This window comes from Allobosea sp. TBD101 (assembly GCF_059817965.1).
In genome coordinates, this window is record NZ_CM187543.1 from 2,269,616 (window position 1) to 2,295,877 (window position 26,262).

Here is a 26,262-nt window from a genome sequence, read left to right on the forward strand (position 1 = left end):
TATGAACAGCTATTTCCGATGTATAGTTCTTTCAAACCTTCCATCAACCCTCCACAACCCTCCATTAGCCGCGAAAGGGCTGCTCTGATGGCAAAAGAGACGATCGGGATCGAAGCGCTGCTGCACCGGGCCTATGCCCAGTATCGCGTCGACAAGGTGACGCCGGCTGCCGTGCTCGGCATGCCGCGCTTCAAGCCGAATGGCTCGCTCGTCGGCGCGATGCAGGCGCTGCAGCTCGGCACCATCATCGACAACAGCGGCCCGGCCGCGAAGATGCTGGGCTTCCAGACCATGGCCGCGGCGACGCCGGACGACCTGCTCGTCGTGCACGACCATGTGCTGGCGCTGTCGGAGTGGCTGATCGAGGGCGCCGAGGGCGACGAGCCGCAGGCGTGGAAGCGCTCGGAGATCGCCGAGCAGGGTTGGCGCGTCGAGGATGCGGCCACGGGGCTGTGGCTGGTGCGGCCCGTCCGTGAGGGAGTGCTGAGCAAGTCGGATGCGTGGTCGCGGCTGCATGAGCCATACCTGACCGCGATGGTGATCGAGCATGCCCGCAACGGCACGCGGCCGGATCATGGTGGGCCGATGCCGGTAGTGAAGGGGCGGCCGAGCGAGGCCGTCCGGGCTGAGCGGGCCGGGATCATGCTGGCCCGCTCGGTATATGCGACCTGGCATGCGGCGCTCGGCCTGCTTGCTGTGGCGCTGGAGGGGGCTTTGCTCAAGCACGCCGTGAGCGGCCCTGTCAGTCCCGCTACGCCATGGGATAGGGGATCGAAAGGCGAAGTGTTCGTTTCCCACGCCGCAACGGCCTGAAAACACGGTAATCCAATGCGGTATAACCCATTGAGATAGCGAAGCAATCGCCTCCTTTGACGGCCGCACCCTCTTGTGGCATGTTCGGAGCATCCCAATAGGGAACTGAGCCGCCCCGTCGCACCAGCGCCGGGGCGGTTTGCGTTCCCGGCCCGGGCCGAGGGAGGGCGCCATGTGACCCCATCGACCGGCCCCGACCGATCGTGAAACACCGGATGTGAAACATACTTCAACCCTGAACGATGTTTCACGAAAATGTTTCACGGCGACCGACCGCGGGTCCTTCCCCGGCCACCCCACCCCGCGACGGTTTAGCGGCGCGGGGTTTTTCCAGTGAGACTGGTTTTTCCTACGGGTTGACAGGGTTGTCAGACGGATGACGGCGGTTGCCAGCGAGGTGATGCTGTCGCTCAAGGCGATCGCGGAGCGTGACAACGTCTCCCGGCAAGCGATCTCGAAACAGGTCGCGCGGCTGGTCGAGCATCACAGCCTCGAAGTCACCCGCGACGGACGCGGCAGGGTCTGCGCCGTCAACATCGTGCATTTCGACGACCTGCGCCGTCGCTTCGGTGACGCGAGCAAGGTCACCAGCGGCGGTGCGACGGATCGCCCGCCATCATTGGAGCCCGGGCGCGAGCCCGGCTCCGACGCCACACTCGACGGCGCCCGCCGCATCAAGCTCGTCCACGAGACCGAGCTGCTGCGCCTGCGCCTCGCCGAGGAGAGCGGTCAGCTTGTCCGCATGGACGTGATGATCGACGCCCTGACGCGCCTGGCCGAGGATATCGGCCGGACCGTCGACCTCCTGCAGCATACCGACACGATCGCCGCCGCGGCTGGTCGCGGGCTGCATGAGCTGAGGATCACCCTGAAGCGCCTGACGACGCAGACGCGCACCGCCATCGCGGACCAGTGCGCCAGCATCGCCACGAGCGCCCCGCAGAAGGATGACGCGCTGCCGCCCGAGGCCCCCAACGCCTGAGGTCGAGCGCCACCCGCACCCATGCAGGCGCCGACCAGTCTCTCGCATCCCGGCGCCGCACGCCTGGCCGCATCGAGGCTGGCTGTGGCGATCCGCCCGGCACAGCCGATGCGCGTGTCGGACTGGGTTTCGAAGAACATCGTCCTGGTCGACGGGCCGGCCGCGGGGCAGCTCTGGGATGCCAGTGGCGCGCCCTACATGGTCGAGATCCTCGACCTGCTGACCGAGGACCATCCGTGCAATCTGGTCACGGTCCGCAAGAGCCAGCAGTCGGGCGCCTCGATCGCTTCGCTCGCCTGGGTGCTGTACTGCGCCGACCGCGAGCCGGCGAACATGATCTATGCGGCGCCGGCGATCGACGCGCTGCGCAAGGTCAATTCGGCCAAGCTGCAGCCGCTGATCGACAAGTGGCAGCGGAAAATCGGCAAAAAGCTGATAGTGGACCAGGTCTCGCGGGCCGGCGCGTCCTCGACGACCTATGAGAAGGTTTTCGCCAAGGATGGTCGGGTCTTCCTGGCCAATGCCAATTCGCAGACCGATCTCTCGTCTGTGACCACGAAAAAGGGGGTCAAGGACGAGGTCTCGAAATGGCAGGTTATTCCCGGCGCTGGCGACCCGGAGGTGCTGTTTTTCGGCCGGTTCACCTCATTTCGAGGCACAGGCGACTGGAAAATCCTCGAAATCTCGACACCTGAGGCCGATCTCGGTTTCGATGGCGAGAATGCCGACGCCGACGAGTTCGAAGGCCATTGCCGGATCGACCGCAGCTTCAAGCTGTCGGACCAGCGCTACTGGCACATCGCCTGCCCGTCCTGCGGGGTGCTGTTCCGCCATCGCTTCGAGCAGCTCCGGATCAACAAGGCCAACCCGGCCCTGACGACCTATGAATGCGAGGCCTGCGGACACCAGATTTCTGAAGCCGAGCGGCGCATCCAGCTTCAGCCTGAGAACGGCGCCTGCTGGATCGCGCAGAAGCCGGACGAAGGCCGGCATCCCGGCTTCCATATCGACGCCTTCATCTCGCTGATGATGAGCTATCAGGCGATCGCAGAAGACTACAAGAACACCCGCGGCTCCGGCGTCGCGCTGCAGGATTTCCAGAAGCTCGTCCTCGGGCTGCCCTACAAGATCCTGGCCGATGTGCCGGACCACAAGCGCCTGATGGGGCGGCGTGAGCCGCACCTGCTGCGCGGGCACATCCCGGATGATGCGCTCCTGCTCACGGCGTCAGCCGACGTGCAGATGCGCGGTATCTGGCTGGAAATCGTCGCCTGGACCGCCGATCGGCGTTCGTACCTGATCGACGCCCGCTACATTTCGGGCGATACCGACAGCCCCGATGCTCCGGTCTTCGCGCAGCTGCGGGCGGAGACGCTCGATCGGCGCTTCCCGGATGCCTTCGGTGGCCAGCGCACGCTGGACGTCCTCGGCATAGATTCCGGCTACCGGTCGAATGTCGTCTATAGCTGGGTTCGCCTCAACCAGACGCCGCATCCCGACACTGGGCGCGACATGGTGCTGGCGATCAAGGGCCTGCAGGGCTGGGGCAAGCCGGCGATCGGAACGCCCAGCCTGCAGGATATCGACCTCGGCGGCCGCAAGATCACGCAGGGCGCCAAGGTCTGGCCGATCGGAACCTGGCCACTAAAATCGGGGCTCTATCTCGATCTCGGCAAGCAGCGCATCGGCGAGAATCTCGACGAGGCGCCCCCGGGCTACTGCCATTTCGGCATGTGGACCGACGAGGAATATTTCAAGCAGCTCTGTGCCGCTCACCTCGAGGATATCAAGGTGAGGGGGCGACCGTCCGGCAAGCGCTGGGTCGATCTGCGCGAAAACCACTTCCTCGACGATCGCATCTACAACATGGCGCTGGCCGAGTATCTCGGCATCTCGATCATGACTGCCGACGAATGGGCCGCACTTGCTCGCCATCGCGGCCTTCCGGTCGAAGTGACGAGACGGGATCTGTTCTCGCCGCCGATCCTCACCGCCGAAACGCAACCCGACGAGCAGCGTGCTCCGCCTCCTCCTGCCGATGACTGGCTGGGGGGCCGTGGTGCCAACTGGTGAGCCATGGCCTGGACCCAAGCCGATATCGATAAGCTGAAGCGCGGCATCGCGACTGGCGCCAAGGTCATCGAATACGGCTCGGGTGAGACTAAGCGTCGGTTGGAAAACCGGACACTCGCCGAGCTCTGGCAGATCCTCGCCGAGATGGAAGCCGAAGTGGCCGGCGCAAACGCTCCGCCTCGATTTGCCATCACCGAATACAGCCGCGATTGAGCCCCATGAACCTCCTCGACAAGGCGATCGGCTGGATTTCGCCCGAGGCGGGCTATCGGCGCGAGATGGCCCGCCAGGCTCTCGACGCCTCGCGAAGCTATGACGGTGCCCAGAATGGCCGCCGCCAGAGCAGCTTCCGCGTTGGCGAGCAATCCGCCAATGCGACGCTATCGCGCGCTCTGCCGATCCTGCGCGCTCGCTCGAGGGAGCTGGTGCGCAACACCTGGTTGGGGTCTCGGGCGATCAACGTGCTCGCGTCACATATCGTGACCCCGGACCTCACAGTGCGGTTCGATACCGGCTCGAAGCAGATTGACAAGGTTGTCCAGAAGCTCTGGGACGATTGGGTCGTGACCTGCGACATCGAGGAGGAGACCGGTTTCACGGGCCTTCTTGCCTTGATGGTGCGGGCGCAGCTCGAGGGAGGGGACAGCATCGTCAGGATGCTCGACCGACCCATGAACGAAGGTCGAGACGTCCCGCTGGCGCTGCATGTCGGCGAGGGCGACCTGATCGACGAAAGCCGGGACGCATCCTCGCTGCTGCCCCGCGCGAGCCGGGCTCGCCTGGGTGTCGAGCTTGGCGATCACGATCAGCGGCTGGGCTACTGGCTGCATCGCGACATCCCGGGAGAACCGCAGCGCCTGCCGCGCTCCGGCCTGCCGGAAAGCGTTCTGACGCCGCGTGCCGAGGTCTGCCATTTGTATCGGCGCGAGCGCCCCGGGCAGGTCCGCGGCGTGCCGCTCTTCGCTCCGGTCCTCATGACCGGCCGCGACTTCGCGGACCTCATGGATGCGCTGGTCGTCAAGGCCAGAATGGAAGCTTCGATCGGCCTAGTTGTCGAATCGAACGATTCGGCGACCAGCATCGGCGGTTCTGTGAAGAATGCCGGCGACAAGGCTTCGGATCGGATCGAACGAATCCGCCCGGGCATGGTCCACTATCTGCGGATCGGCGAAAAAGTTCAGCCGTTCGTTCCCGCATCGAATACGGCTTTCGAGCCGGTCAGCCGCTCGACCCTGATGGGGTTCGCGGTCGGGGTGCGCCTGACCTATCACCAACTGACCGGCGATCTCAGTCAGGCGAACTACTCTTCGCTCAAAGCCGGCCTCACCGACCAGCGCCGGCAGGTCACGGAAGACCAGTGGCATATGCTGGTACCGCAGGTGATCCACCGCATCGTCGAGAGGTTTCTCGATCGCGCGATTATGGCGGGACGGTTGCCAGCGCGGCCGAAGGGTTATCGCCGACACTACATCATGCCGGCATTTGAGCCGGTCGATCCGAAGAAGGACCTCGAGGCCGATATCCTCGCCGTCCGCGCCGGCCGCATGTCTCCGCAGGATTTCCTGGGAGCTTGGGGGCGCGATTGGCGCGAGGTCGTCGCCGAATATGTCGAGTTCTTCAAGGAAGTCGACGCCGGCGAAATGCCGCTGATCTTCGATATCGACGCCCGCAAGCGTTCGCGCACTGGGCAAGCCATCACCGACGCGGCTTCGCCCGCCCAGGAATCCGACAATGACGATGCGTAGCTTTCCGGAGGGGCTCCCGCTCCAGACCGACGACATCGACACGTCGAGCGCGCGCACCCGCATCATCGACAGCTCGATCAACATCGAGGCGCGCACGGTGGACGTGATCTTCACGACCGGTGCCTCGGTGCGCCGTCGGCGCTGGACCGGCTGGGATAGTTCGGTGCCTTTCGACGAGGTGTTGGTCGTCAGTCGCGACGCGATCGACCTCTCGCGGCTCGCGCGCGGTGCTCCGGCGCTCGATTCTCACTCGATGTATTCGTCCTATTCGCAGGTCGGCGTCGTCGAGCGTGCCTGGATCGAGGGCAGCGAGGGAATGGCGACGATCCGCTTCCCGAAAGCAGAGATCGATAAGGCCGCCGATCGCATGTTCGGCCTGGTGACGGACCGGATCATCCGGAACATCTCAGTCGGCTATTCCATCGACCGCGCCCGCGTGATCGAGGCCGAGAAGAAGGGCGAAGTCGAGAAGCGCATGGTCGAGCGCTGGACGCCCTATGAGATCAGCTTCGTGACCATCCCCGCCGACCCCGGCGCACAGGTCCGATCCCTCGACCAGGTTGCACGCTACCCGGTCGATTTGGCTGCCCCGCTCGCCGCCTCGGCCGCGCTGACCCGCATGCAGATGCGGCGCCGTCAGTTCGCGGCCTGAACCCCTTTGCCCCCTGCACGTCCCGGGACGGCAGGAGCGGCGCTCCCATTCGTCCCGGACCCACTGGAGTGAAACCATGACCGTGAAGGGTCGCTTCTTCGTGGGCGCGCTCTGCGCCCTGGCGGCGGTTGTCGCCGTCACCATCTTCGCCTCCGATGCGGCTCTGGCCGCGCCGCTCTCCGGCCTGTCCTTCCGCCACGCCGATCCGACCTGGCTGCAGACCGCCATCCAGGCCTCGCCCGTCATCCTCGGACTGAAGGCGCGTCTCAAGGAGGTCACCGAAAAGGCCGATGCCAAGATGGCCGAGGTCAAGGACGGCCTCGCCGCCGATGCGCTTCGTGCGATCGAGGAGGAGCATGGGAGGCTTCTGACCGAGGCCGAGCAGATCCGCGGCGAAATCGCCACCGAAGAGGCGCGCCAGGCCGCCCAGCCGGATAATGGTGCCGCCCTGCGAGCCGATCGCCAGCGTGCCAACGATATCCTCGAGGTCGCGCGCCGCGCCGGCTATACCGGCAACGAAGCGCAGGAGGCCATCAACGCCGGCACCACGGCCGAGGCGTTCCGGGCCGCTGCCTTCTCCGCGCTGGCCAGCCGGCAGACGCCGACGAGCCATGTCCGTATCGATCGCGACGAGACCGAGACCCGCCGCGCCGCGATGCAGGAGGCGCTGACGATCCAGCTCGCGCCGGCTGGGGCCGGCCGAGGCGAGCCCAGTGACGCCGCGCGGGGCTACATGGGCCTTGCCCTGGTCGAACTCGCTGCCGAACGTCTCGGCGAGCGCCGCGTCCCGATGGGCTTCGGCGCACGCGAGGAGATCATCCGCCGGGCCTTCCACGCCACGACCGACTTCCCGATCCTGTTCGAAGGCGCGCTGAACTCGGCCCTGGCCGCCCGCTACGCGCTGGCCCAGCCGACCTATCGTCGGATCGCTCGCCAGCGCAGCTATGCCGACTTCCGCGATCACAACACGATCCGCGTCGGCGATTTCCCGGACCTGCAGGAGGTCAACCCCGAGGGCGGCGAGATCAAGTCCGGCACCTTCTCCGAGAGCAAGGAGAAGACCGCGGTCAAAGCCTATGGCGTGCGGGTCGACTTCTCGCGCCAGATGCTGGTCAACGATCGCCTGAACGGCCTTGTTCAGGTACTGAACGACCGTGGCAACGCCGTCGCTCGCTTCGAGGATCGCACTTTCTACGCGATGATGCTCTCCGGCGCGAACAACGACGGCCCGACCCTGAACGACACGGCCCGGCAGGTGTTCAACACCACGGACGCTTCGAAGGCCGCGGCCAACGCCGCCATCACCGTCAACTCGGTTGCGCTCGGCCGCGCCGCGCTGCGCAAGCGCAAGTCGAAGGACGGTTCCGAGCTCGAGATCTCGGCGGTGATCCTCCTGGTTGGTCCCGACAAGGAACTGGAGGCGCAGCAGCTCGTCGCGCCGATCCAGGCGCAGCAGGTCGGCAACATCAACCCGTTCTCGGGCAAGCTGGAGGTCGAGGTCACCGCCAAGATCGTCGGCAATGCCTGGTATCTCTTCGCCTCTCCGGCGGAGGTTCCGAACTTCGAATGGGGCCTGCTCGACGGCTACACCGCCCCGCGCTTCCGCACCGAGACGCCGTTCGGCATCCAGGGCGTGAGCTTCAGTCTCGAGCACGACTTCGGCTGCGGCGCGATCGACTTCCGCGGCGGCTACAAGAACGTGGGTGCCTGACCGGCGCCTTTTCCCCCTCGAAAGGGCTTTGACCGATCCCGCTGGCCCGGCCGGCGGGATTTCCAAAGCCCTGTCATGCAATCCGGAGATTCTCCATGAAGAATTCGGTTCAGTCCGAAGCTGATGCCATCGACTTCCTCGCCCCCTCGGGTGGCGTGGTCGGCGGTCAGGGCTTCCTGCTCGGTGCCATCTTCGGCGTGGTGCGCCATTCGGCGATCCAGGGCCAGAAATCCATCCTCGACCTGAAGGGCACCTTCACCCTTCCGAAGACGGCTGCGAACACGCCCGCGCCCGGCGCGAAAGTCTATTGGGACGATACGGCCAAGAGCATCACGACCACAGTCGGCTCGAACGTGGTGGCCGGCATCCATGCCGGCCTTGCCGCGGCCGCGGGTGGCGACGCCACCCTTCCGGTGCGCCTCAACGGCGTCGCCTGATGGCCTGCGGCGGGTGCGCCGAGCGGGGCGAGCATCTCGCCCGCGCCGGCGCGGCCGCGGTGCGCGGGGCCTGGCAGGAGGTGGGGTCAGCGGCAAGAGCCGCCGCCGCCTCGGCCCGGGTCGATCTCGGCAAGGTGGCCGGCAAGGTCGCGCAGGCGGCGCAGGCCGCCCTGGCGCGGCGCAGATAGGCGAGGGCGCCCGATGAGCCTGCAGGTTCGCACCGATATCACCATGAAGGGGCTCGACGCCCTGGTGATGGCGGCAGGGCCGAAGGCGAACCGGGCGATCGCGCGCGGCCTCAACCGTGCCGGCACGCCCGCCGCCAATGCCGGCAAGCGCAATATCCGCGAGGTGCTGGGGCTGCGAAAGCATCCTTACGCCAAGGGCACCGTCACCCAGGCGGTGAAGCGCTATACCTCGATCCTCAAAGCCAATGCGACGACGCTGACCTTCTCCATGGCCGGCTTCGGCCGGGGCCTGCCGCTGATCTGGTATCAGCCGAAGGAAACCCAGGCAGGCGCCACCGTGCACTGGCTCGGCACCCGCAAGCTCGTCCCGCGCAGCTTCTACCTCTCCGGCAAGTTCCCCCGCCGCAAGCGCAGCCGCATCTCGCATGCGGTCTGGGAGCGGACCGGTAAGGGCAAATGGTCGCTGTCGCGGCCGCGAGGCCCCGGCGTGCCCGAGGCGATGCAATCTCGCCCGTTCACCCGGGCCTGGGAGCGCGACGCTTCCGCCCGGCTGCCGCATCACATGAAGGAAGCGCTGCTCGCCGCGCTCAGGGGGTATTGATGTCCGCCTTCGACGAGCTCGACGCCATGGTGCTCGACACCGCTGGCGTGCTGTTCGGCGATTGCGCGAGCATCTTCCCGATGCGCCCGGCCGGCAGCGTCAACGCCTTGCCCGAGGAAGATCCGGACCGGCCGATCCTCACCGGCGTGACCATGATCCGGTCGGAATGGTCGGAACGCGTCCAGATCGGCGGGCAGGGACTTCCGACCCCCGCAGGGGCGTTCAAGGTCGCCTCGGCCGGCTTCCGTATCGTCGCGACGCTCAAGCATTGCGGACTCTCATGGGTGCCGCGCAAAGGCGACGAGATCGTCTTCGATGACCGTCCGGACGTTCGCTACCGCATTGCCGAGCCGATGCCCGACGGGCTCGCCGGCCTTCATCTCGGCCTGACGAGGGTTTCCGGATGATGCTCGCTCGCACGGCGCTGCGCCTCGCCGTCATCGAAACTCTGGCGCCGTTTTCCCAGGAGCGTCTTGCGAGCCCGGCTTGGCCGACCTTTGCGGGTCGCCAGGTCTTCGACACGCAGATGAGCCCGACGGCGCTGGCCGATGTCGATCCGACGATGCCGCTCATCGTAGTGATGACCGACGAGACGGCGATCAAGGGCGGCATCGGTGACGTCACCGTGGCGCATAATTCGACGCCGCTGATGGTTTCCCTTGCCTTCGAGATCATGGTGCCCGTGGCAGTTCAGGATGGCGACAGCGCCGCCCTGCAGGCTGTCGGACCGACGGATGCGGCTGCGGAATCGACGCTCGACCTCATCGAGGCGCAGATCGGCCAGAGATTGGCCGATGCGCGAATGAGCGGGCCGCTTCGCTATGTGCTGAGCGAGATCCGCGAAGTCGAAAGCCATCCCTATCGCGACGGCGATACCGAGACGCGCCTTTCGGCTCGGCGCCTCGAATATGCCTGCTCGATCTTCCGCGAGGAGCGCTGGCCGGCCGGTGTGCCGAGCGGCGCCCCGGCCTTCGACTATCTGCCTGCGCCGCTGTCATATGTTGCCCGCGACCTTCCAGTCGGCAGCTACGGCCACAAGATCGCGACCATGCTGGGCAGCCTGATCGGCCGTCCGGCCGATTTCCCGGCGCTGAACCAGATGCGCCTGGCCATCAATCTTCGGCGCGACGGCAACGATCCGCCGCCACCGCCTGCCGATCCCAGCCAGACCCCGCCCGTCGGCGATCTCGGCGGCTCCATCACCCTGTAGACGAGGCGCCCCATGAGCCTGACCAAGACCGTCGTCCTGGCGGACAAGGCCGCGCGCGTGCCGTGGCCGGGAAAGCCCGGCAGCACGCTCCCGGCCGAGCCCTTCGAGGTCTCGTCCGTCGATCCGTTCTTCGCGACGCTGCTCGCCGACGGGACGCTGCTCGAGGGCAAGCCGGTGAAGCCGGCCAAACCGAATTCCTGAACCCATCCCATCAACCGGAGCGCTGCGCATGGCGACGCTGTTCAATTTCATTCCGGGCAGCGGCCTGATCGCGCCCGGCACCTTCTTCGAGATCAATTCCGGCGGGCAGTACGAGTCCCAGAGCTATGGCGTGATTTTCGGTCACAAGTCCGCCGCCGGCTCGCTCGCCGACAACACCCCCGTGCTCTGCACCACGATCGGCGAGGCCGCCGCGCTCGCCGGCCCGGGCTCGCAGCTCTATGAGATGTTCCGCGTGGCGCGCCGCGCCGCGCCGGTGCAGAAGTTCTATCTGGTCGCCATTCCGGTCACCGGCATTGCCGGCGCCTGGACCGCCACGGTCGGTTCTCTCGCCGCCGCCGCGGGCGATGGCGTGATCGAGATCGCCGGCCGCAAGGTCGCGGTGGCGAAGGCCGCGAGCGAGACCGCCGCGCAGACCGCGACGGCCATCGCCGCCGCGATCAACGCCTATGTCGATCCGCTGACGCTGGCCTATCTGCCGGTCACCGCCTCGGCGAGCACCAATGTGGTGACGCTGACGGCGCGCCATGCCGGCACGACCATGAACGAGCTCGAGGTCTTCGCGGACCCCAGCCTGCCCGGCAACGCCTATGCCTCCGGCCTGACCATCGCCCAGACCGTCCCCGCGACGGGCACGGCCTCGATCGCGGCGGCTCTGGCGGCGCTTGGCGACATGCCGATGGACTGGATCATCTCGCCCTTCGTCGAGACCGCCAATCTCGACGCGGCCGTCGCTGCCTTTTCCGATGTTTCCGGCCGCTGGGCCTGGAATGCGCAGCTCTACGGGCATTACATCACGGTGAATACCGGCAATACCGGCGCCCAGACCTCGCTGGGCCTCGGCCGCAAGCGTGAGCGTCACCTGTCCATCATCGGCCGCGTCGCTTCGCCGACGCCGGGCTGGGAATGGGTGGCGCAGTATGCGGCGCGTGTGCTGCCGTGGCTGACCGACGATACCAACGGCAACGCCGCCCGCAACCAGAGCGACCTGGCGCTGGAGGATATCCGCGCGCCGCGCGACCGCTCGGTCTGGCCGAACTATGCGGTGCGCAACACGCTCGACGGCTCGGGTATCTCGACCTGGAAGGTCAACGGCACCGGCCAGGTGGTGGTCGACAAGCTCATCACCACGCAGCAGGTGAACGCGCAGGATATGCCGGACACGGTGTTCCGCGACATCCAGGCGATCGCGCAGGTGATGCTGGGGCTGCGCTACATGCGCGCGGGCCTTGCCACCCGCAACGCCAACAAGGCGCTGGCGCGGGCTAACCCGTCCAACCTGCCGACGATCGTGACGCCGGACGACATCAAGGCGGACTGCATCTCGCTCTATGGCGACCTGGTCGATCGCGGCCTGTTCGAAGACAAGCCGGGCTTCGCGAAGCGCGTGAAGACCGAGATCGACGCCTCCAATCCGGCGCGCGTCAACATCGCGATGTCGCTCGACCGGGTGAACCCGCTCGACATCCTCGCGGCCAACGCGACCTTCTACGCGCAGTACCCCGCCGCGGCCTGACGGCAGGCGATCCGCATAGGCCCGCCGCGCGGCGGCGGGCTCCTTCTTTCTTCATCCGGAGCGCTCGCCCATGTCGAATTACGGCGGCATCATCAAACTGCGCCTGCCCACGGGCCAGAACTTGGCCCTTCGCGGCTCTCTCACCCGCAATCCCAGCCGGCTCTCCGCCGAGGCCGTCACCAACACCGACGGGACGGTCGACCGTACCTTCACGGTTCAGGGCTATCGGACCGGCCTGTCGCTCGCCTCGAAGGATACGAACGGCAACCCGATCGATGTCGATGCGCTGCTGACGCTCGACAAGGTCGATGTCGTCTTCCTGCACGACACCGAGAAGATGGATTACCATTTCGGCCGCGCCGTCTTCACCGGTGATCCGCAGGATGACGCCATGACCGGCGAGCTTTCCGGTCTCACCATCACGGCCGAGAGCTTCCTGGCGGTGGCTCGGTGAGCGCGCCTGCTCCGCGGCGGGAGGATCTGCCGGACGGGTCTGTCCGCATCCATTTCTCCGCGCCGATCGTCGCTATCGGCGGCACTGCCGTGTCGTCGCTGCTCCTGCGTCCGCCGACTGCAGGCGAGATCTGGGAGATCGGCGATCCACGCGGCTTCATCTACAACGATGCCGGGTTGGGTACGCCCTATGTCGACCGGCCGCTGCTCCTGCAATGGATCAGGAAGCTCATCACCGAGCACGACGCCGATATCATCGCCCGCGAGCGGGATGCCGCCCTCGGCATGCTGATCGAGGAGGCGGTTCTCGATTTTTTCAAGAACGCGCGGATGCGGTTGAAGCCCGCGTCCGCGCCCTCGCTGCCGCCGGCGTAACGCCTCGGGAGTTCGCTTCAATGAGCCTGCCGGCCCTGAAGCGCTGGGCCGAACTTTACGGGTGATCCATGGTTGTCGCGGTTCGGGCCGAGGCCCTCCTGACGGCGCAGAACAAGCTGCGCCCGGGCCTCGCCGCCGCTGCTCGCGACCTCGATCGGTTCCGGGCTCAGCAATCGAAGGGCATGGCTGCGTTCCAATCGATCGCGGCCCGCGCCATGGCAGCGGCAGGCGGCGCACTGGCGGGTGCCAGCATCATTCGCGGCCTCAACGAGGCGCAGAAGCGCTTCGCCGAGGTCGATCGATCGATGACCCGGATCGGCATTACGGGCGATGCCACGGCGGAAGCGACTCGGAAGGGCACGGTCGAACTGCGCAATCTCGCCCGCGAAACGGCGACATTGTTCGATCCGGCTCAGAAAGGCCTCGACGCGATCACGGCCTCGGGCCGCGAATTCTCCGAGGCCATGAAGATGATGCCTTCGGTGCTGCGGACGGCCCAGGCCTCCGGCGCCGGTGTCGAGGACATCGCGAACTCCTCGACCGCCCTGATCGACCACATGAAGATCGCGGTCGAGGGTCTGCAGGAAGCGCAGGACACGCTCGCCATGGGCGGCAAGCTCGGCAAGTTCGAGCTGAAGGATATGGCGCGTTACCTTCCCTCGATGCTCCCGGCATTCAAGGCGTTGGGACAGTCCGGGCAGGGCGGCCTGCGAAACCTGGTCGCGATGCTCCAGGTTATCCGCGGCGGTACCGGCTCGGCGGAGGAGGCAGCCAGCTCGGCGCAAAACATTTTCTCGAAGATGGAGAGCGACGAGACGGTCAAGCGCTTCTCCAAGTTCGGTATCGATCTCCGCAAGGAGATGACCAAGGCGCGTAAGGAGGGGAAGAACCTCCTCGACGTCTTCGTCGATCTGTCGAACAAGGCTCTAAAGGGTGACCTGTCGAAGCTGCCGCAGCTCTTCTCGGACATGGAAGTGCAGCGCGGCATGCGGCCGCTGCTGGCGGACATGCAGAAGATGGTCGAGCTTCGCGAAAAGCTGAAGGGCTCGAAAGGGACGATCGATGTTGACTTCGCCCGCGTTTCTGACGATGCGCAGGCCAAATTCGACCGGTTCGCCGAGGCCACCGACCGCGCGAAGACCGCTGTTGGCGGCCTAGCGCTGGAGCTTGGATCAACCCGCCTTCAGGTTGGCGCCGACAATCTCGATCGCGTCGCCCAGGCGCTGGAGCGCGCTACGATAGCAGTTCGCGAGAAGGGCTTTCTCCAAGCCGTCAAGCAGCTCGCCACGGACACTGTCGGCAAGGATCTGCGCGAGCATAACGAGGGTTGGCAGGGTTTCGTCGACTCCCAGACGCTCGAAGGCGTGACCAACCCCAACAAGGGCTCCTGGTCGGATTTCGTCACGGGCGACACCAGCCGCGCCGCCACGATGAAGGCGCTGGAGGCGCTCCAGTCGAAGGAAAAGAAGCAGGGCTACCTGTCGTATTTCGACAAAGCCAACAAGAAGTCGTTCATGGACCGCATTGCGGCTGGCGATAATGCCTGGTCGCGCGATCAGCTTCGTCGCCTCGGCGCCCTGCCTGGCTCCTCGCTGACATCGAACTCTCCGGAATTTGCCGACGTCATCGAAGCAGCGCGGGAGGCTCGACGGGCCGGAGCTTTCAGCGGCATCGGCGCCGGCAGTAAGCCGCTCTCTGGCGGACGCGAGGGCAAGGTCTTGCCGCCGGTTCGGCCAAAGGATCTCGCCGGCGGCGGTCTCGCACCGATCGCGGCGCTCGACGATGTCAAATCCAAGAGCGAGGCGGCGGCATCGTCCTTCGGCCTCCTCGGCCCCGCCGCGCAAACGGCTGGCAGCGAGATCTCCGCCGGCTTCGTCGCCGCTGAAGGGTCGATCGACCGACTGTCTGGCAAGGTCGCGCGGCTTCGCCAGGATCTGGCGTCGCTCAGCATGCCGTCCATGAGCGTCAGCGGCCTCCCGACCGGGAGGCAGGGGGCAGAATAATGGTCTTTGATCCGCGCCGGCTGCGCCGCGCCTCGTTCAACGGCATCGGCTTCCATGTCGACAGCGCCGATGACGAGGCGGGCCACCGGGTCGCATCGCCGACGATCCCGAACGGGACCTGGCTGAACGAGAGTTTCGGCCCCAACGCCCGCAAATACGAGATTGAGGCCTATCTGGTCGGCGACGCTGCCGAGGCGGTGGCAGATTCTCTGCTTGCCGCGGCCGAGACCCGGCATCGCGGCCTGCTGGTGCTGCCGGTCGGCGGTGCGCGGCTGGTGCGCCTGACCAAGGCGAAGCGGCAGTTCTCGAAGGAGAAGCTCGGGTATCTCACCGTCTCGATCGAGGCGGTGGCCGAGCCCGATCTCTCGCCAATCCGTCTCTCGCCGAACGCCCTGATCGCCAGCCTGTTCGCTGCGGCGGGGCCGGTGGCGGATGCCCTGGCCGATTTCGCCCTGGCCGGCCTGCAGATCGTCGGTCTGCCGATCACGGTGCTGGAGGCGGCGATCGAGGCCGGCGCCGGCATCGTCGGCGACATGGCGGCGATTGCCGACCTGCTCAGGCTCTCGCCCGAGGCGAAGGGGCCGGTCGATACCGCCTTGACGCAGGCCACCGTGGCGCTCGCGTCCCTGTCGGACGATCCGGCCGGCTTCGGCCGATCGGTTGCCGCGGTCGCCATCGCGATCGGCGATGCGGCCGACCCTGGCCTGCTGGCCGGGGTTCTCTCGGATCTGGGACCACCCGCCGATGCGGCGCCGGCCCAGGTCAGCCGCGGAACGGCGGTAACGATCGCCGAGAATGCGGCGCTTGCCGTGGCGATCACCGCGACTGCCCGCGCGCTCGCGTTGGGTGAGGCGCAGGCCCGCCGGACCTATGCCGACCGGTCCGAGGCCGTGGCGGCGCGGGCCGAGGCGATGGCGGTTTTCGATGATGCGCTCGGCCGGATCGGTCGCGCGGGGCTCGACCTGCTCGACCGACTCTCGGCCATGGCCGGCATCGTCGCCGAACTGGCGCAGCGCCAGGAGGCCGATCTCGCCCCGCTGATCACCGTCTCGGCCAACCGGCCGCTGCCGGCGCTGGTCTGGGCCTGGTCGCTCTATGGCGACCCCACCCGGGCCGATGAACTAGTGCGGCGCTCCGGGGCCGTTCATCCCGGTTTTCTGCCGGAGCGCTTCGAAGCACTGGCATCCTGATAGAGGCACGCCGCCATGGCCTTCGAGATCGTGACGTTGAAGGTGGCGGGGCTTGTGCTCCGCCCCCTGACGATCGCGGTCGAGATCGCCATGGATGAGGCGGCCCGGAATTTCGAGGCGAAGGTCAAGCATCCCGAGCTGCCGCAGGCGGATCTGCTGAAGGCGCTGCGCGGCTCGCCCGCCGTCACCATCCACGCGCTGGCCAGCGACGGTTTCTCGCCGGATTACGGCGCCGATGGCGGCGACCTGCTGCTGACCGGCCATGTCGAGAAGCGATCGCCCGCCCTGCGTTCGGCGGAGCAGGAGCTGCCGATCGCCGGCCGCTCCAAGACCGGCGACCTGGTCGATTCGAGCGCGGAGCACGACACCGGCGAATTCCGCGACCAGGACGCTAAGGGCATCATCGGCGCTCTGGCCAAGAATTTCGGCATCTCGGTCGAGAGCGACCTGCAGCATGGCAAGGAGCCGGTGAAGCGCATCCGCCCCGGCGAGACCGTCCATACCTTTGCTCGCCGCCTCTCGCGCAAGGAAGGCTTCGCCATCGGCGACACGCCCGAGGGCAATGTCAAATTCGCCAAGGCCGGCAGCAAGCGCCATGCCGGCAGCCTGACCGAGGGTCTCAACATCCTCGACGCTTCGGCGGTTCATGACGACAGCAAGAAATTCTCAAAGGTCAAGGTGCGGGCACAGGCGCCCGATGGCTATGGCGATGACGATCTCCGGATCGAGGCCGAGGCCGAGGACGACACGATCAAGCGCAAGCGGGTCAAGATCGTCGTCCCGCCCGAGCTGATCCGGAAGCAGGACGCCCGTGACCGAGCGAAATGGCACCGTGACCGCGCCAGCGGCGAAGGGTTGACCTGCGAGGTGACGGTTCCGGGCTGGCGCGATGAGGCCGGCACGATCTGGACGCCGGGTCGCCTCGTCTTCACCGAGCTGCCCAGCCTCGACGTGGTGCAGGACATGCTGGTCAAGAAGGTGAGCCTGCGCCAGTCCGACGAACCGACCGGCGGAACCCAGGCCATTCTCAGCCTGGTCGATCCGCGCAGCTTCGGCGGCAAGAAGGGCAAGGCGAACAAGGGCACGGATTACACCGGCAAGGCCGGCGGGGACGACACATGATCACCGAGTTCGGCGAGGCCTCGACCTTCACCCGCGGCGAGATCGTCGCGGTCGATGACAGCAAGCGCGGTCAAGTCCTGACCGTCCGCGGCTATCGCGGGGAGTTATTCACTGGCGTGCTGCGTGATCAGCCCCACGGGCTCTCGAGTGTTCCTCCGATCGGCTCGACCGGATGGTTCGAACGGGTCGGTTCGTCCGACCGGCTGCGGGCTATCGGCTTCGACAGCGACAAGCGGCCCGTGGCTTCGCCGGGTGGTTCGGCGGTGCTCTACGACGCTTCCGAGAACGTCATCTTCGCCAAGGGCTCCGATGGCGTGCAGGTGCGCGCCAAGGCCGGCGGGGTCGAGGTCGAAGCCGAAACCGGCGACATCACCCTGAAGCGCGGCGGCATGCAGGCAACGCTCTCCGACGAGCGCATCGAGTTCTCGCTCGCCAGCGGCCTCAAGGTCGTGATGACACCCGGCCGGGTCGATCTCGGCGGCGAGGGCGGCCATCGCGTCGCTACCGAAAGCGGCTTTTCCAGCAAGGTGTTCTCGATCCTATGAGCTACGGCATCGCGATCAGCCGCGAGGCGGCCGAGAAGCCGTCGCTCGTCTGGTCGACCTTCTGGTCGCAGGAGGAGGGGCTCGGCGACTGGTGCATCGCGCCGGCCAATGACCCGGTCAATCCCGGCGGCCTCGATGCCTCCGACGCGCTGGCAGGTGCCGTCATCCAGTCGCTGTTCACGGACAGGCGGGCGCCCGAAGGCTGGCGGCCCGATGTCGTCGACCGGCGCGGTTGGTGGGGCGACGCCTATGCGCCGGAAGGCGAGAAGCCGGAAGAACAGGGCAGCCATCTCTGGCTGCTCGCCAACGAGGTCGCAATCGAAGAGGTCGCCAATCTCGCCCGGATCTATGCCGAGGAGGCGCTGGCGTGGATGGTGCGCGACCAGGTCGCGGCACGGGTCTCGGTCACCTCCGGCCTGATCGAGAACCAGCGCCGCGGCGTCTGGCTTGCGGCCGAGATCTACGGGCGCGACGGCGCCCTTCGCTACAGCCAGCGCTTCGAGCGCCTCTGGCAAGAGATGAGGTAGGGCGCGCATGGCCTGGACCACCCCGACCCTGCAGAGCCTGATCACCCGGGTCGCGCGCGCCTTCACCGGCAAGCTGCAGGGCGCCGATGCGACGCTTGCCCGCAACAACCTGAACCCGGTCGCGAAGATCATCGCCGGCGAGATGTCGATCCTGCATCAGCGGCTCGCCTGGGCTGCCGATCAGCGCTTCGTGTTGACGAGTGATCCGGCGACGCTGGATCGCCATGGCGCGGAAATGAAGCCGCCGGTCCCGCGCAAGGCGGCGACCGCGGCGCGCGGCGCGGTGACGGTCACCGCGACCGGCGCGATCGTGCTCGCCACCGGCGCCGTGCTCGCCCGGTCCGATGGAGTGGGCTTTACGGTCGATGCCGGCATCACGCTGGCCGGCGCCGGGTCGGCCACGGTGCCGGTCACCGCTGGCGAGGCAGGCGCGATTGGCGCGACCGCCGCCGGGGCGATCCTGACCGCGAGCAGCGGCCTGACCGGGCCGGCGACATTTGCTGTCGCCGCTAGCGGGCTGGGCGGCGCGGCCGATGCCGAGGGCAACCAGGCTTACAAGGCCCGCCTGCTTCTGGCGAAGGCCTTCCCCGAACATGCAGGCGCCCCCGCCGACTGGCTGAAATACACGCTCGCCGTCCCGGGCGTGACCCGCGCCTTCATCGAGCCGCTGGGCGCCGGCCGCGGCACGGTCGTGATCTATCCCTTCTTCGACCTGACGCGCCCGAACGGCATCCCGCTCGAGAGTGACAGGCTGGCCGTCGAGAGCGCCCTGCGCGTCGCCGGCCCCGGCGCTGGCCTTGGCGTCGTTCGCATCGCCGAGGCTGTCCCGGTCAACTACACGATCGACAACCTGCTGCCCGATACGCCGGAGGTCCGCAGCGCCGTGGTGGCGGAGGTCGCAACGACCTTCTATCGCAACAGCCGCGTGGCAGGCTCCGCCGACGATCATCCGTCCATGCCCTTCCTGGCGACACCTGCGACTTTCTCGGTCAGCTGGATCTGGCAGGCGATCGCGAACGCGACCGGCGAGAGCAGCCACGTCCTCGTCTCACCCTCCGCCGACATCGTGCTGACGCCGGGCCAGACGGCCGTGCCGGGCACGCCAACCTTCGCCTGAGGCCCCGATGATCTGCCCGAGCGATGCCGAGGTTGCCGCTTCGATCGCAGCCATGCGGCCGCGCGGCGCCGCCTGGCGGCATGGCGGCCATGACGCTATCGCCGGCTCGACCATGGGCGCCTTCTTCGAGGCGTTCGGGGAAGTGGCGGGCGAAGCCGACAGGCGCATCTGCGCCGTGGTCGACGAGTATTTCTGCTCGACTGCGGTCGAGACGCTTGACCTCTGGGCTCTGGAATACGGCCTGCCCGATGGCTGCGACCCGTTTGCCGACATTTGCGAGAAGGTCAACGCGGTCGGCGACGGCATTCCGGCCTATGCCGAGGCGGCCGCGCTGCGCCGCGGCTGGTCGATTGCGATCGCCGAGGAATTCATCGCCCGCCCGCAATCCTGCCGGATGGGCAATGGCCGCGTCGGCGCCCTGCGTGTCGGCGCCGCCGATGGGGTTGCCTGGCGCATCGCCGTCGATCTCGCGAATTCGCCGTCCTATGCCGCGAAGGCGCTGCGCAAGCCCCTGATGGGGCGCATGCGCACCGGCTACGGCATCGATTGCGGCCCCGACATCAACCCGCTCGTCTGCCTGATCCGCCGGATCGCGCCGGCGCATGCCGATCTCGTCTTCGAGACGATCTAAGGAGCCTTGCCAATGGTCGACCTCTGGGGGCCGGGCGCCTTCGGCGCCGCCGATTCCGCCGCGATCGAACCGACATTCAGCCCCAACAATGGGCCGGGCGACCCCGATAGTTTCTTCGCCGATTGCTCCTCGCCGATCGCCGATGACGGCACGGAATGGCGCGCGGCCCTGATCAACATGCTGATCAAGCAATTGCGCGGCGTGGTGCGCTCGAGCAGCGTCGCGGTCAGCAATCTCAACCCGCTTCTGCTGGCGCAGGCCATCGCCTCCGGCCATGCGACCTGGGCGCTGGCGACGGGAACCGCGAACGCCTGGGTGGTGACGCCGGCCCTCGAAGTGCCAGCCTATGCCTCGGGCCGGGTGCTGAACATTGTCGCGCCGGCGACGAACACCGACACCACCGTCAACGCCAATGTCTCGGGCCGTGGCGACCGCCGGATCAAGAAGGCGGACGGGACCGACCCCGCGATCGGCGACCTGATCGCCGGCAAGGCCTATACGGTCTTCGACTATGGCGGCGCGCTGCGCGTCCTGGGGCAATTGCCGAGCGATATCGGTGTGGCCCTGACGGCCGAGGGCGGCCGCATCCTGAACTACCGGGTGTATACTCTGACGGCCCGGCAGGTGATCACAGCCCTGCTCAATCCCGGGATTGTCCTTTGGACCGGAACCTATCCAAAGCTGAAGGATTCGACCCGGCTCATCTTCGAGGCTGCGCCGTCCCTTCGGCTGGCCGACACCAACTCGACAACCTATGCGCGGGCACGGCTCAACGGTTCTTCTGGCACGGACCAGTTCCAGAACCACTACCTGCTCTACAATAACTCGGGCGCCAGCTATCAGACGCCTCAGGTGAACAAGTTCTCTTGGTCCGGCATCAGCAAGGGCAATGTCGCCATCGAATATCGCGTCGGCCAGGCGACCGCCATCAACACCACGATCGTCGTCAACCCGTCCGCAGTCGATAGCGGCGGTTGGACCGATGGCTTCACCTCCACCTTCACGCTTTACGAGGTCGAAAACTGATGATGGGCATGAACCGACCGGAAGTTCGGGCGCTCCTCGCACTCGGCGCGGACACCGTGATTGAGAGCGAGGATGGCTCGATCTCGCATCTGCCGGAGGATCTCGATCTCGCGGGCTATGACGCGGCGCTGGAGGCAGCGGTCTCCGCCATTGCTGCCGAGGCCAAGGTCAGGCTCGTCGCCTATGCGGCCGATATCCGCTGGCGCAAGGAAACCGGCGGCATCACCGTCGCCGGCATACCGGTCGCGACCGACGATCGCGCCAAGCTGATGATCACGGGCGCCCGCGTCGCCGCGGCGGCCGATGCGGACTGGTCGACGGTCTGGCATGGCGCCGATGGCGGGACCTACCCGGTCGACGCAACGGCCATGATCGCAATCAGCAATGCGGTGCAGGCGCATGTGAACGGCGGCTTCGCCACCTTCGCCGCTGTCAAGGCTGCGATCGAAGCGGGCGCAATCACGAACGAGGCTGCCATCGACGCGGCCTTCGCGGGCTGAGCTCCGCAATTCAACCGACATTCGACGGCCTTCGGGCGCCGCTTTTCATGGGAGCCATATCATGGCCGCCACCTCCTATCCCCTGAACGCCTCCGACTGGGCCGATTGCGGCGCCGCCGATGACTGTGCCGTGCAAATCCGTGGCGGCGCGCCAGCCCTGGTGACCACGGCCGCCGCCAAGCCTTCTGCCGGCGCCGATGGCCTCGAGCTTTCGCGGGAGCAGGGCGGCACGCGGGGCGCCAGCTTCCAGAAGGCCGGGCTCAAGCTCTGGGGCAAGGCCGCGTCGACCGCGACCACGATCGTGGTGGAGCGCTGACCATGCCGATCTGGCTTGGCGAGAAGCCGCGCGGGACTGTCTCGCTTGGCGCCCTTGGCACGGGTGGGAGTTCAGGCCCTCAGCCGTCGCTTGCGGATTACATCGTCCACAATGATGCCGAGTTTTCGGCAGCGCATTCGGCGGCGACGGCCGGGAAGATCATCGAGTTGGCAGATGGGGGGGCTTTCTCGGACCTCACCGTCACGAAGGCCGGGCTCATCGTTCGAGGGGCATCCGTCGCGGGACACGTCCTGCGCTCGATCTATGTGAATGCGGCCCAGAATGTCTCTCTGCTCAAGCTGCGGGTGCAACCGAATACTGCCCCGCCCGCCTGGGGAAGCCAGCCGCCTCCGCTGATCGCTGCGAACGGCAACGTCAACGGCCTCTTGGTCGACGGCTGCGACGTGCGCGGTGGTGACTGGACGCGCGGCTTCATCGCCTTCGATCCTACGGCCGATAGCGCGACATACCCTCAGTTCGGATCGTCGGGTAGCTTCTCGGCGCAGAACAACCTGTTCCAGGCGTGGTACGGCTTCGGCTCGGTGAAGGGCGCCGGCTCGACGATCACCGGCTCGATCACGATCCAGAACAGCACGTTCGCCGACATGTGGGGGCTGATCAAGTTCAACCATATCGGCAACGGCGGCTCGATCACGATCCGCAAGAACAAGCTCCTCCGCCCCTATGGCGACTTCATCTCGTTCGGCTACACCGCTGCCGCGACCTCGGCGAACGGTCCTGTCGACATTTCCGGCAATGTCTTCGCCGACATGTTCTGCCAGCCGCAGGACAATGCGAACCCGCACGGCGATATGATCCAGATCTTCGCCGCACAGCCCGGTTACAATTTCCCCATTGCCGGCTTGCTGGTGGCGGGAAACATCGGGTTCCAACGCCCAGGCGCTCGCGGTCAGCCGCAGCGGATGTTCATGTCGGATATCAACGACGGATATCCGTTTCTTGCGCCTCGGATCATCGATAATCTCTTCGTCTCGCGCATCACGTCGAAGGGCATCCAGTTCCGCGAAGCCAACACGGGAGCGGCGTGGGCATACATCTTCCGCAACACCCTTCTAACCAACCCTCGCAACAACGCACCGATCCAAAACGAACTCGTCACGAACTCCGTCTCCGGCGTTACCGCAGAGAACGGAACTGCCCTTTCAACAATCGACATCAACTGCGATACCACTTACCCGGATCATCAGTTCATTGATGGCAACTTCGCTGAGGCTTTGATCGCAGTCGGCGGCGCGGCTGGAGCGCTCAGCAACGTCATCGCGGGGCGGGGGAATGATACCGCGTCCTACAGCACATGGTTCGATGCCAATGATGCGGCATGGGACGCCGCTGATTCGGAAGACAAAATCATCTCGGCACTGCGCCCCAAGGTTGGCTTTGCGGCGCTTGGAGCCGTGCGCCCGGCTGACACTGCCGCCACTCTGCTGGACCGCTGGGGTGTGCCTGCAAACCGCCCGTGGCCGAGCTTGCCTAGCTTCGCCGCGTTCGCGCCCGTGGCCGGGGCCACGGTTTCGACGGTCTACACGTCGGAGTGGAGCTTCGTTCACTGTTTTGAGAGTCGCGCGATCTCGGTCTCTGCCGGCGTCAGGTATCGCACGGCTGACGACAAGAACGGGACGAATGCGACGGCCTGGATATCGGCGGCCGGCACTATCGCAGATGGTCGGTATCTCCAACTTGAAGTGACCAGCAGCGCGAGCGGGTCGACCGCCGTCAACGCCAATGTCACTATCGGCGGCGAGACGTTCACTTGGAGCGTCGCGACTGCCTCCACGGCTGTCTTCCCGGTCGTCGCGTTCGCTCATACCGATCCTGATAGGTTCGCGGTTGCCTCGGCTGGCGCTCTGGATACAGTCGATAGCCCGACCGGAACACTATTCATCCCGAGGCTCAAGATTGCGGCTGCGCCAGCATCAAACGTTAGCCTCTACAACTCTGTCGCCGGGACCGCCGTTGTCGTGGTGCAGGTTCTGACGACTGGCTTCATTCGGGTCACTTTGCGCAACAACGCCGGGACGACCCTCGGCGTCATCAATACCAGCGTCAGCGTCTGCGATAATGTCGAGCGTGATGTTTTCATCGCGTGGGACACCTCGCAAGCTCTCGCCGCGAACGGGGCGAAAGTCTTCCTCGACGGCACGGACAGAACAGGCTCAATCACATCTTGGGCCGGCGCGGGTTCGGTTGGCTATACTCGCGCGACCGGAAGCGTTCAAATGTGCTTGGGTGGTATCGTCTCGGGATCCAGCACGTCCAACTTCAGCGGGCAGTGGGGCGGTTTCGTTCTCAATACTCAGGTTCGTGCCGACATCACCGACCCGGCTGTTCGGACGCTCTTTACCGCCGATCACATCGGGTCTGACGGCGGCGGGCCGTTCGGCGCTCCGTCTCGCGTCTGTGCTATCGGCAACGCTGCACAGTGGAACGACGCGGGCGGCATCAATCGCGGCACTGGCGCAAAATACATCGCGATATCTCCGTCCGCCGTCACGGATGTCGGAGCGGGGACGCTTTGGCCCTGATCTGAACCCATCACCCGTTACAGGGCCGATAGGTCCTGTCCGTCCTGACCAGCCCGCCTCGCGCGGGCTTTTTCTTGTCCGGAGACCCCGATGTTCGAAGTTCCGCTGGTGCTCGCGCTGAGCGCCGGGCTCAACCGCGCGCGCGGTGATGCCCGCTGGATGCCTGCCTGGCTGCGTGGTCGGGCACTCTGGTATGTCGCGCCCGCCCTCGGCCTTGTCGCACTTTTCGCCCAGCCGCCGCTCGCCGCCCTGGCGATCGCGGTCGCCTATCTCCTCTGGGGCATTCCGGCCTGGGGCTCGATCTACGACCTCGGCCGTCTGCCGGGGGCGGGTGGCGACCACTGGCGCTTCTTCCTCCGGATGCTGTTGGCTGTGCCCATCCTGCTCGTCTTCGGGTGGTGGGGCGCGCTGCTCGGCGTTCTCTTCGCCGTCCTGTCGCTTGGCGCCTATGAGCTCGCCTGGCGCTGGCGACAGTCCAATCCGATCTGGCTGGCCGAGCTCGCGACCGGCGCGATCTGGGGCCTGCTCATCCTGACCCTGTGAGGCTCGCCATGTCCCGTCTCATCCTCGCGGCCGTGCTGGCGGCCGCATTGAGCGCCCCCCTTGCCGGCTGCGCGCCCGGCGCAGGCGCGCTGCTCTACTGCCTCGCCGTCGACCACGACATCAACCGCAAGTGCCAGTGAGGCCGACATGCGTCTCGTCCTGAACTGGCGGGCGGTGCTGCGGCACGCCTGGTCGGTCCGTCTCAACCTGCTGATGGCGCTCGCGTCCGCAGCCGAAGCCGCCGTCAGCTACGCTGTCGATGGTCGCTTCTCCGCCAGCCTCATCGTCGCCGTCGTCTCGCTCACCGCGAGCGTGCTGCGCATCGTCAAGCAGGAAGACGTCTCGGGGGATCAGCAATGAGCCGCGTGAAGAAGAGCGGCGCCATCGCTGCCGCCGTCACAACGGTCTTCATCGGCGTCGAGGGGCTCAAGCTTTACGCCTATCCCGATCCGGCCACGAAAAGCTATCCATGGACCGCCTGCATCGGCGAGACGCGTCTGCCGGACGGCTCGCCGATCCGGCCGGGGATGAGCTTCACGCTCGATCAGTGCAAGGCGATGCTGATCGCACGCACCGACGAGTTCGGAAACGCGATCGAGCGCTGCGTGCCTTCGCTCCAGTCCGCGCCCGGGCCGCGCTACGTCGCCCATCTCTCTCTCGCCTACAACATCGGGCCATCAGCCTATTGCAAGTCGAGCGTCGCGCGCCTGCAGAACGCCGGGCACACGCGGGCGAGCTGCGACGCCTTCCTGAAATGGAACAAGGCGGCCGGCATGGTGATGCGCGGCCTGACGCGCCGGCGCGAGCATGAGCGCGCCATGTGCCTGGAGGGCCTGTGATGCTCGCGACCTGGTTTGCCTCGAAGGCGGCCAAGCCGCTCCTCATCGCTGGGGCCTTCGCTCTGGCGCTCCTTCTCGCGGGCGTCGGCTTCTGGCGCGGTTTCGCCGTGATCGAGCGGCTGCAGGACAAGGCGGTGAAGGCCGCCGTCGCCCTGCGAGATGCCGAGTGGCAGGGCCAGATCGACGCCGCCAATGCCAAGGCCTCGGCGGCCCGCGAAGCGCAGGCCCTGAAGGCCGACGCTGCATCCCGCGCCGCCGCCGCCGAAATCTCTCGCCTCTCCGACAGCCTTGCCGAAAAGGAAGCCCGCAATGCGGCTTTGCCGAATGCTGATGCTTGCGGCCTCGACCATGATCGCGTCCGCCTGCTCAACCAGGGACGATAAGC

General features: G+C 66.6%; 31 protein-coding genes. All 31 read left to right on the forward strand.

The features are described from left to right. Positions 1-87 precede the first annotated feature (87 nt). The 31 genes from AC6RIC_RS10995 to AC6RIC_RS11145 all read left to right on the forward strand — a co-directional run bounded on the left by AC6RIC_RS10995 (position 88) and on the right by AC6RIC_RS11145 (position 26,260). On the forward strand, positions 88-813 hold the full coding sequence (locus AC6RIC_RS10995) for a hypothetical protein (protein WP_499736199.1): 726 nt from the start codon (positions 88-90) through the stop codon (positions 811-813). 376 nt (positions 814-1,189) lie between these two features. Then, entirely contained in the window at positions 1,190-1,795 is a 606-nt protein-coding gene (locus AC6RIC_RS11000) for a hypothetical protein (RefSeq protein WP_499736200.1), read from the forward strand. 21 nt (positions 1,796-1,816) lie between these two features. After that, complete coding sequence (locus AC6RIC_RS11005) at positions 1,817-3,868, forward strand: terminase gpA endonuclease subunit (protein WP_499736201.1); 2,052 nt, start codon at positions 1,817-1,819, stop codon at positions 3,866-3,868. A 3-nt stretch (positions 3,869-3,871) separates the two neighbouring features. Then, positions 3,872-4,081: a phage head-tail joining protein gene (locus AC6RIC_RS11010; RefSeq protein ID WP_499736202.1), complete on the forward strand. Its 210-nt coding sequence runs from the start codon at positions 3,872-3,874 to the stop codon at positions 4,079-4,081. Positions 4,082-4,086: 5 nt separating this feature from the next. Next, positions 4,087-5,613, forward strand: a complete 1,527-nt coding sequence (locus AC6RIC_RS11015; protein ID WP_499736203.1) for a phage portal protein — start codon at positions 4,087-4,089, stop codon at positions 5,611-5,613. Beyond that, on the forward strand, positions 5,600-6,265 hold the full coding sequence (locus AC6RIC_RS11020) for an HK97 family phage prohead protease (protein WP_499736204.1): 666 nt from the start codon (positions 5,600-5,602) through the stop codon (positions 6,263-6,265). The genes AC6RIC_RS11015 and AC6RIC_RS11020 overlap by 14 nt, the downstream gene beginning before the upstream one ends. 76 nt (positions 6,266-6,341) lie before the next feature. Beyond that, positions 6,342-7,976 (forward strand): phage major capsid protein, encoded by a 1,635-nt coding sequence (locus AC6RIC_RS11025; protein ID WP_499736205.1) that lies wholly within the window; start codon positions 6,342-6,344, stop codon positions 7,974-7,976. Positions 7,977-8,071: 95 nt separating this feature from the next. Further along, positions 8,072-8,413 (forward strand): capsid cement protein, encoded by a 342-nt coding sequence (locus AC6RIC_RS11030; protein ID WP_499736206.1) that lies wholly within the window; start codon positions 8,072-8,074, stop codon positions 8,411-8,413. A 201-nt stretch (positions 8,414-8,614) separates the two neighbouring features. Then, positions 8,615-9,202: a hypothetical protein gene (locus tag AC6RIC_RS11035; protein WP_499736207.1), complete on the forward strand. Its 588-nt coding sequence runs from the start codon at positions 8,615-8,617 to the stop codon at positions 9,200-9,202. Then, positions 9,202-9,609, forward strand: coding sequence for a hypothetical protein (locus AC6RIC_RS11040; protein ID WP_499736208.1), 408 nt, complete (start codon positions 9,202-9,204; stop codon positions 9,607-9,609). Before AC6RIC_RS11035 ends, AC6RIC_RS11040 begins: the two co-directional genes overlap by 1 nt. Further along, positions 9,606-10,412 carry a hypothetical protein gene (locus AC6RIC_RS11045; RefSeq protein WP_499736209.1) on the forward strand — a complete coding sequence of 269 codons (807 nt, stop codon included), beginning with the start codon at positions 9,606-9,608 and terminating at the stop codon, positions 10,410-10,412. Before AC6RIC_RS11040 ends, AC6RIC_RS11045 begins: the two co-directional genes overlap by 4 nt. A gap of 12 nt (positions 10,413-10,424) precedes the next feature. Further along, on the forward strand, positions 10,425-10,613 hold the full coding sequence (locus tag AC6RIC_RS11050) for a hypothetical protein (protein WP_499736210.1): 189 nt from the start codon (positions 10,425-10,427) through the stop codon (positions 10,611-10,613). A 28-nt stretch (positions 10,614-10,641) separates the two neighbouring features. Next, the gene (locus tag AC6RIC_RS11055; RefSeq protein WP_499736211.1) at positions 10,642-12,147 is read left to right on the forward strand and encodes a hypothetical protein; all 1,506 of its coding nucleotides are present in this window, start codon (positions 10,642-10,644) and stop codon (positions 12,145-12,147) included. A 70-nt stretch (positions 12,148-12,217) separates the two neighbouring features. Then, positions 12,218-12,601, forward strand: coding sequence for a hypothetical protein (locus AC6RIC_RS11060; RefSeq protein WP_499736212.1), 384 nt, complete (start codon positions 12,218-12,220; stop codon positions 12,599-12,601). Beyond that, positions 12,598-12,975, forward strand: a complete 378-nt coding sequence (locus AC6RIC_RS11065; RefSeq protein WP_499736213.1) for a hypothetical protein — start codon at positions 12,598-12,600, stop codon at positions 12,973-12,975. The genes AC6RIC_RS11060 and AC6RIC_RS11065 overlap by 4 nt, the downstream gene beginning before the upstream one ends. Positions 12,976-13,043: 68 nt before the next feature. Then, complete coding sequence (locus AC6RIC_RS11070; RefSeq protein WP_499736214.1) at positions 13,044-14,978, forward strand: phage tail tape measure protein; 1,935 nt, start codon at positions 13,044-13,046, stop codon at positions 14,976-14,978. Continuing rightward, positions 14,978-16,168, forward strand: coding sequence for a DNA circularization N-terminal domain-containing protein (locus tag AC6RIC_RS11075; RefSeq protein WP_499736215.1), 1,191 nt, complete (start codon positions 14,978-14,980; stop codon positions 16,166-16,168). The genes AC6RIC_RS11070 and AC6RIC_RS11075 overlap by 1 nt, the downstream gene beginning before the upstream one ends. A 15-nt stretch (positions 16,169-16,183) precedes the next feature. After that, positions 16,184-17,290 (forward strand): phage baseplate assembly protein, encoded by a 1,107-nt coding sequence (locus AC6RIC_RS11080; RefSeq protein ID WP_499736216.1) that lies wholly within the window; start codon positions 16,184-16,186, stop codon positions 17,288-17,290. Beyond that, positions 17,287-17,835: a phage baseplate assembly protein domain-containing protein gene (locus tag AC6RIC_RS11085; protein ID WP_499736217.1), complete on the forward strand. Its 549-nt coding sequence runs from the start codon at positions 17,287-17,289 to the stop codon at positions 17,833-17,835. The genes AC6RIC_RS11080 and AC6RIC_RS11085 overlap by 4 nt, the downstream gene beginning before the upstream one ends. After that, entirely contained in the window at positions 17,832-18,362 is a 531-nt protein-coding gene (locus AC6RIC_RS11090; protein WP_499736218.1) for a phage GP46 family protein, read from the forward strand. The genes AC6RIC_RS11085 and AC6RIC_RS11090 overlap by 4 nt, the downstream gene beginning before the upstream one ends. 7 nt (positions 18,363-18,369) lie before the next feature. Beyond that, positions 18,370-19,479, forward strand: a complete 1,110-nt coding sequence (locus AC6RIC_RS11095) for a baseplate J/gp47 family protein (protein ID WP_499736219.1) — start codon at positions 18,370-18,372, stop codon at positions 19,477-19,479. Positions 19,480-19,486: 7 nt separating this feature from the next. After that, entirely contained in the window at positions 19,487-20,110 is a 624-nt protein-coding gene (locus AC6RIC_RS11100; RefSeq protein WP_499736220.1) for a hypothetical protein, read from the forward strand. A gap of 12 nt (positions 20,111-20,122) precedes the next feature. Further along, positions 20,123-21,136, forward strand: coding sequence for a hypothetical protein (locus AC6RIC_RS11105; RefSeq protein WP_499736221.1), 1,014 nt, complete (start codon positions 20,123-20,125; stop codon positions 21,134-21,136). 8 nt (positions 21,137-21,144) lie between these two features. After that, positions 21,145-21,636 carry a DUF4376 domain-containing protein gene (locus AC6RIC_RS11110; RefSeq protein WP_499736222.1) on the forward strand — a complete coding sequence of 164 codons (492 nt, stop codon included), beginning with the start codon at positions 21,145-21,147 and terminating at the stop codon, positions 21,634-21,636. A 61-nt stretch (positions 21,637-21,697) separates the two neighbouring features. Then, on the forward strand, positions 21,698-21,952 hold the full coding sequence (locus AC6RIC_RS11115; RefSeq protein ID WP_499736223.1) for a hypothetical protein: 255 nt from the start codon (positions 21,698-21,700) through the stop codon (positions 21,950-21,952). 2 nt (positions 21,953-21,954) lie between these two features. Then, a complete protein-coding gene (locus AC6RIC_RS11120) occupies positions 21,955-24,495 on the forward strand; it encodes a hypothetical protein (RefSeq protein ID WP_499736224.1) in 2,541 nt (846 codons plus the stop codon). Positions 24,496-24,585: 90 nt separating this feature from the next. After that, on the forward strand, positions 24,586-25,038 hold the full coding sequence (locus AC6RIC_RS11125; RefSeq protein ID WP_499736225.1) for a hypothetical protein: 453 nt from the start codon (positions 24,586-24,588) through the stop codon (positions 25,036-25,038). 8 nt (positions 25,039-25,046) lie between these two features. Then, positions 25,047-25,178 (forward strand): hypothetical protein, encoded by a 132-nt coding sequence (locus AC6RIC_RS11130; protein WP_499736226.1) that lies wholly within the window; start codon positions 25,047-25,049, stop codon positions 25,176-25,178. A gap of 7 nt (positions 25,179-25,185) precedes the next feature. Next, positions 25,186-25,398 carry a DUF7940 domain-containing protein gene (locus AC6RIC_RS11135; protein ID WP_499736227.1) on the forward strand — a complete coding sequence of 71 codons (213 nt, stop codon included), beginning with the start codon at positions 25,186-25,188 and terminating at the stop codon, positions 25,396-25,398. Then, positions 25,395-25,877, forward strand: coding sequence for a lysozyme (locus AC6RIC_RS11140; RefSeq protein ID WP_499736228.1), 483 nt, complete (start codon positions 25,395-25,397; stop codon positions 25,875-25,877). The genes AC6RIC_RS11135 and AC6RIC_RS11140 overlap by 4 nt, the downstream gene beginning before the upstream one ends. Continuing rightward, the gene (locus AC6RIC_RS11145) at positions 25,877-26,260 is read left to right on the forward strand and encodes a hypothetical protein (RefSeq protein WP_499736229.1); all 384 of its coding nucleotides are present in this window, start codon (positions 25,877-25,879) and stop codon (positions 26,258-26,260) included. The genes AC6RIC_RS11140 and AC6RIC_RS11145 overlap by 1 nt, the downstream gene beginning before the upstream one ends. Positions 26,261-26,262: the final 2 nt, after the last annotated feature.

Bases quoted from the DNA above. Each gene is read 5' to 3' on its own strand.
- AC6RIC_RS11120 (WP_499736224.1), top strand. From the start codon at position 21,955: ATGCCGATCTGGCTTGGCGAGAAGCCGCGCGGGACTGTCTCGCTTGGC.
- AC6RIC_RS11135 (WP_499736227.1), top strand. From the start codon at position 25,186: ATGCGTCTCGTCCTGAACTGGCGGGCGGTGCTGCGGCACGCCTGGTCG.
- AC6RIC_RS10995 (WP_499736199.1), top strand. From the start codon at position 88: ATGGCAAAAGAGACGATCGGGATCGAAGCGCTGCTGCACCGGGCCTAT.
- AC6RIC_RS11070 (WP_499736214.1), top strand. From the start codon at position 13,044: ATGGTTGTCGCGGTTCGGGCCGAGGCCCTCCTGACGGCGCAGAACAAG.
- AC6RIC_RS11100 (WP_499736220.1), top strand. From the start codon at position 19,487: ATGATCTGCCCGAGCGATGCCGAGGTTGCCGCTTCGATCGCAGCCATG.
- AC6RIC_RS11140 (WP_499736228.1), top strand. From the start codon at position 25,395: ATGAGCCGCGTGAAGAAGAGCGGCGCCATCGCTGCCGCCGTCACAACG.
- AC6RIC_RS11075 (WP_499736215.1), top strand. From the start codon at position 14,978: ATGGTCTTTGATCCGCGCCGGCTGCGCCGCGCCTCGTTCAACGGCATC.
- AC6RIC_RS11090 (WP_499736218.1), top strand. From the start codon at position 17,832: ATGAGCTACGGCATCGCGATCAGCCGCGAGGCGGCCGAGAAGCCGTCG.
- AC6RIC_RS11110 (WP_499736222.1), top strand. From the start codon at position 21,145: ATGAACCGACCGGAAGTTCGGGCGCTCCTCGCACTCGGCGCGGACACC.
- AC6RIC_RS11085 (WP_499736217.1), top strand. From the start codon at position 17,287: ATGATCACCGAGTTCGGCGAGGCCTCGACCTTCACCCGCGGCGAGATC.
- AC6RIC_RS11040 (WP_499736208.1), top strand. From the start codon at position 9,202: ATGTCCGCCTTCGACGAGCTCGACGCCATGGTGCTCGACACCGCTGGC.
- AC6RIC_RS11105 (WP_499736221.1), top strand. From the start codon at position 20,123: ATGGTCGACCTCTGGGGGCCGGGCGCCTTCGGCGCCGCCGATTCCGCC.
- AC6RIC_RS11015 (WP_499736203.1), top strand. From the start codon at position 4,087: ATGAACCTCCTCGACAAGGCGATCGGCTGGATTTCGCCCGAGGCGGGC.
- AC6RIC_RS11020 (WP_499736204.1), top strand. From the start codon at position 5,600: ATGACGATGCGTAGCTTTCCGGAGGGGCTCCCGCTCCAGACCGACGAC.
- AC6RIC_RS11125 (WP_499736225.1), top strand. From the start codon at position 24,586: ATGTTCGAAGTTCCGCTGGTGCTCGCGCTGAGCGCCGGGCTCAACCGC.
- AC6RIC_RS11010 (WP_499736202.1), top strand. From the start codon at position 3,872: ATGGCCTGGACCCAAGCCGATATCGATAAGCTGAAGCGCGGCATCGCG.
- AC6RIC_RS11050 (WP_499736210.1), top strand. From the start codon at position 10,425: ATGAGCCTGACCAAGACCGTCGTCCTGGCGGACAAGGCCGCGCGCGTG.
- AC6RIC_RS11145 (WP_499736229.1), top strand. From the start codon at position 25,877: ATGCTCGCGACCTGGTTTGCCTCGAAGGCGGCCAAGCCGCTCCTCATC.
- AC6RIC_RS11080 (WP_499736216.1), top strand. From the start codon at position 16,184: ATGGCCTTCGAGATCGTGACGTTGAAGGTGGCGGGGCTTGTGCTCCGC.
- AC6RIC_RS11005 (WP_499736201.1), top strand. From the start codon at position 1,817: ATGCAGGCGCCGACCAGTCTCTCGCATCCCGGCGCCGCACGCCTGGCC.
- AC6RIC_RS11130 (WP_499736226.1), top strand. From the start codon at position 25,047: ATGTCCCGTCTCATCCTCGCGGCCGTGCTGGCGGCCGCATTGAGCGCC.
- AC6RIC_RS11045 (WP_499736209.1), top strand. From the start codon at position 9,606: ATGATGCTCGCTCGCACGGCGCTGCGCCTCGCCGTCATCGAAACTCTG.
- AC6RIC_RS11055 (WP_499736211.1), top strand. From the start codon at position 10,642: ATGGCGACGCTGTTCAATTTCATTCCGGGCAGCGGCCTGATCGCGCCC.
- AC6RIC_RS11115 (WP_499736223.1), top strand. From the start codon at position 21,698: ATGGCCGCCACCTCCTATCCCCTGAACGCCTCCGACTGGGCCGATTGC.
- AC6RIC_RS11025 (WP_499736205.1), top strand. From the start codon at position 6,342: ATGACCGTGAAGGGTCGCTTCTTCGTGGGCGCGCTCTGCGCCCTGGCG.
- AC6RIC_RS11000 (WP_499736200.1), top strand. From the start codon at position 1,190: ATGACGGCGGTTGCCAGCGAGGTGATGCTGTCGCTCAAGGCGATCGCG.
- AC6RIC_RS11095 (WP_499736219.1), top strand. From the start codon at position 18,370: ATGGCCTGGACCACCCCGACCCTGCAGAGCCTGATCACCCGGGTCGCG.
- AC6RIC_RS11035 (WP_499736207.1), top strand. From the start codon at position 8,615: ATGAGCCTGCAGGTTCGCACCGATATCACCATGAAGGGGCTCGACGCC.
- AC6RIC_RS11060 (WP_499736212.1), top strand. From the start codon at position 12,218: ATGTCGAATTACGGCGGCATCATCAAACTGCGCCTGCCCACGGGCCAG.
- AC6RIC_RS11030 (WP_499736206.1), top strand. From the start codon at position 8,072: ATGAAGAATTCGGTTCAGTCCGAAGCTGATGCCATCGACTTCCTCGCC.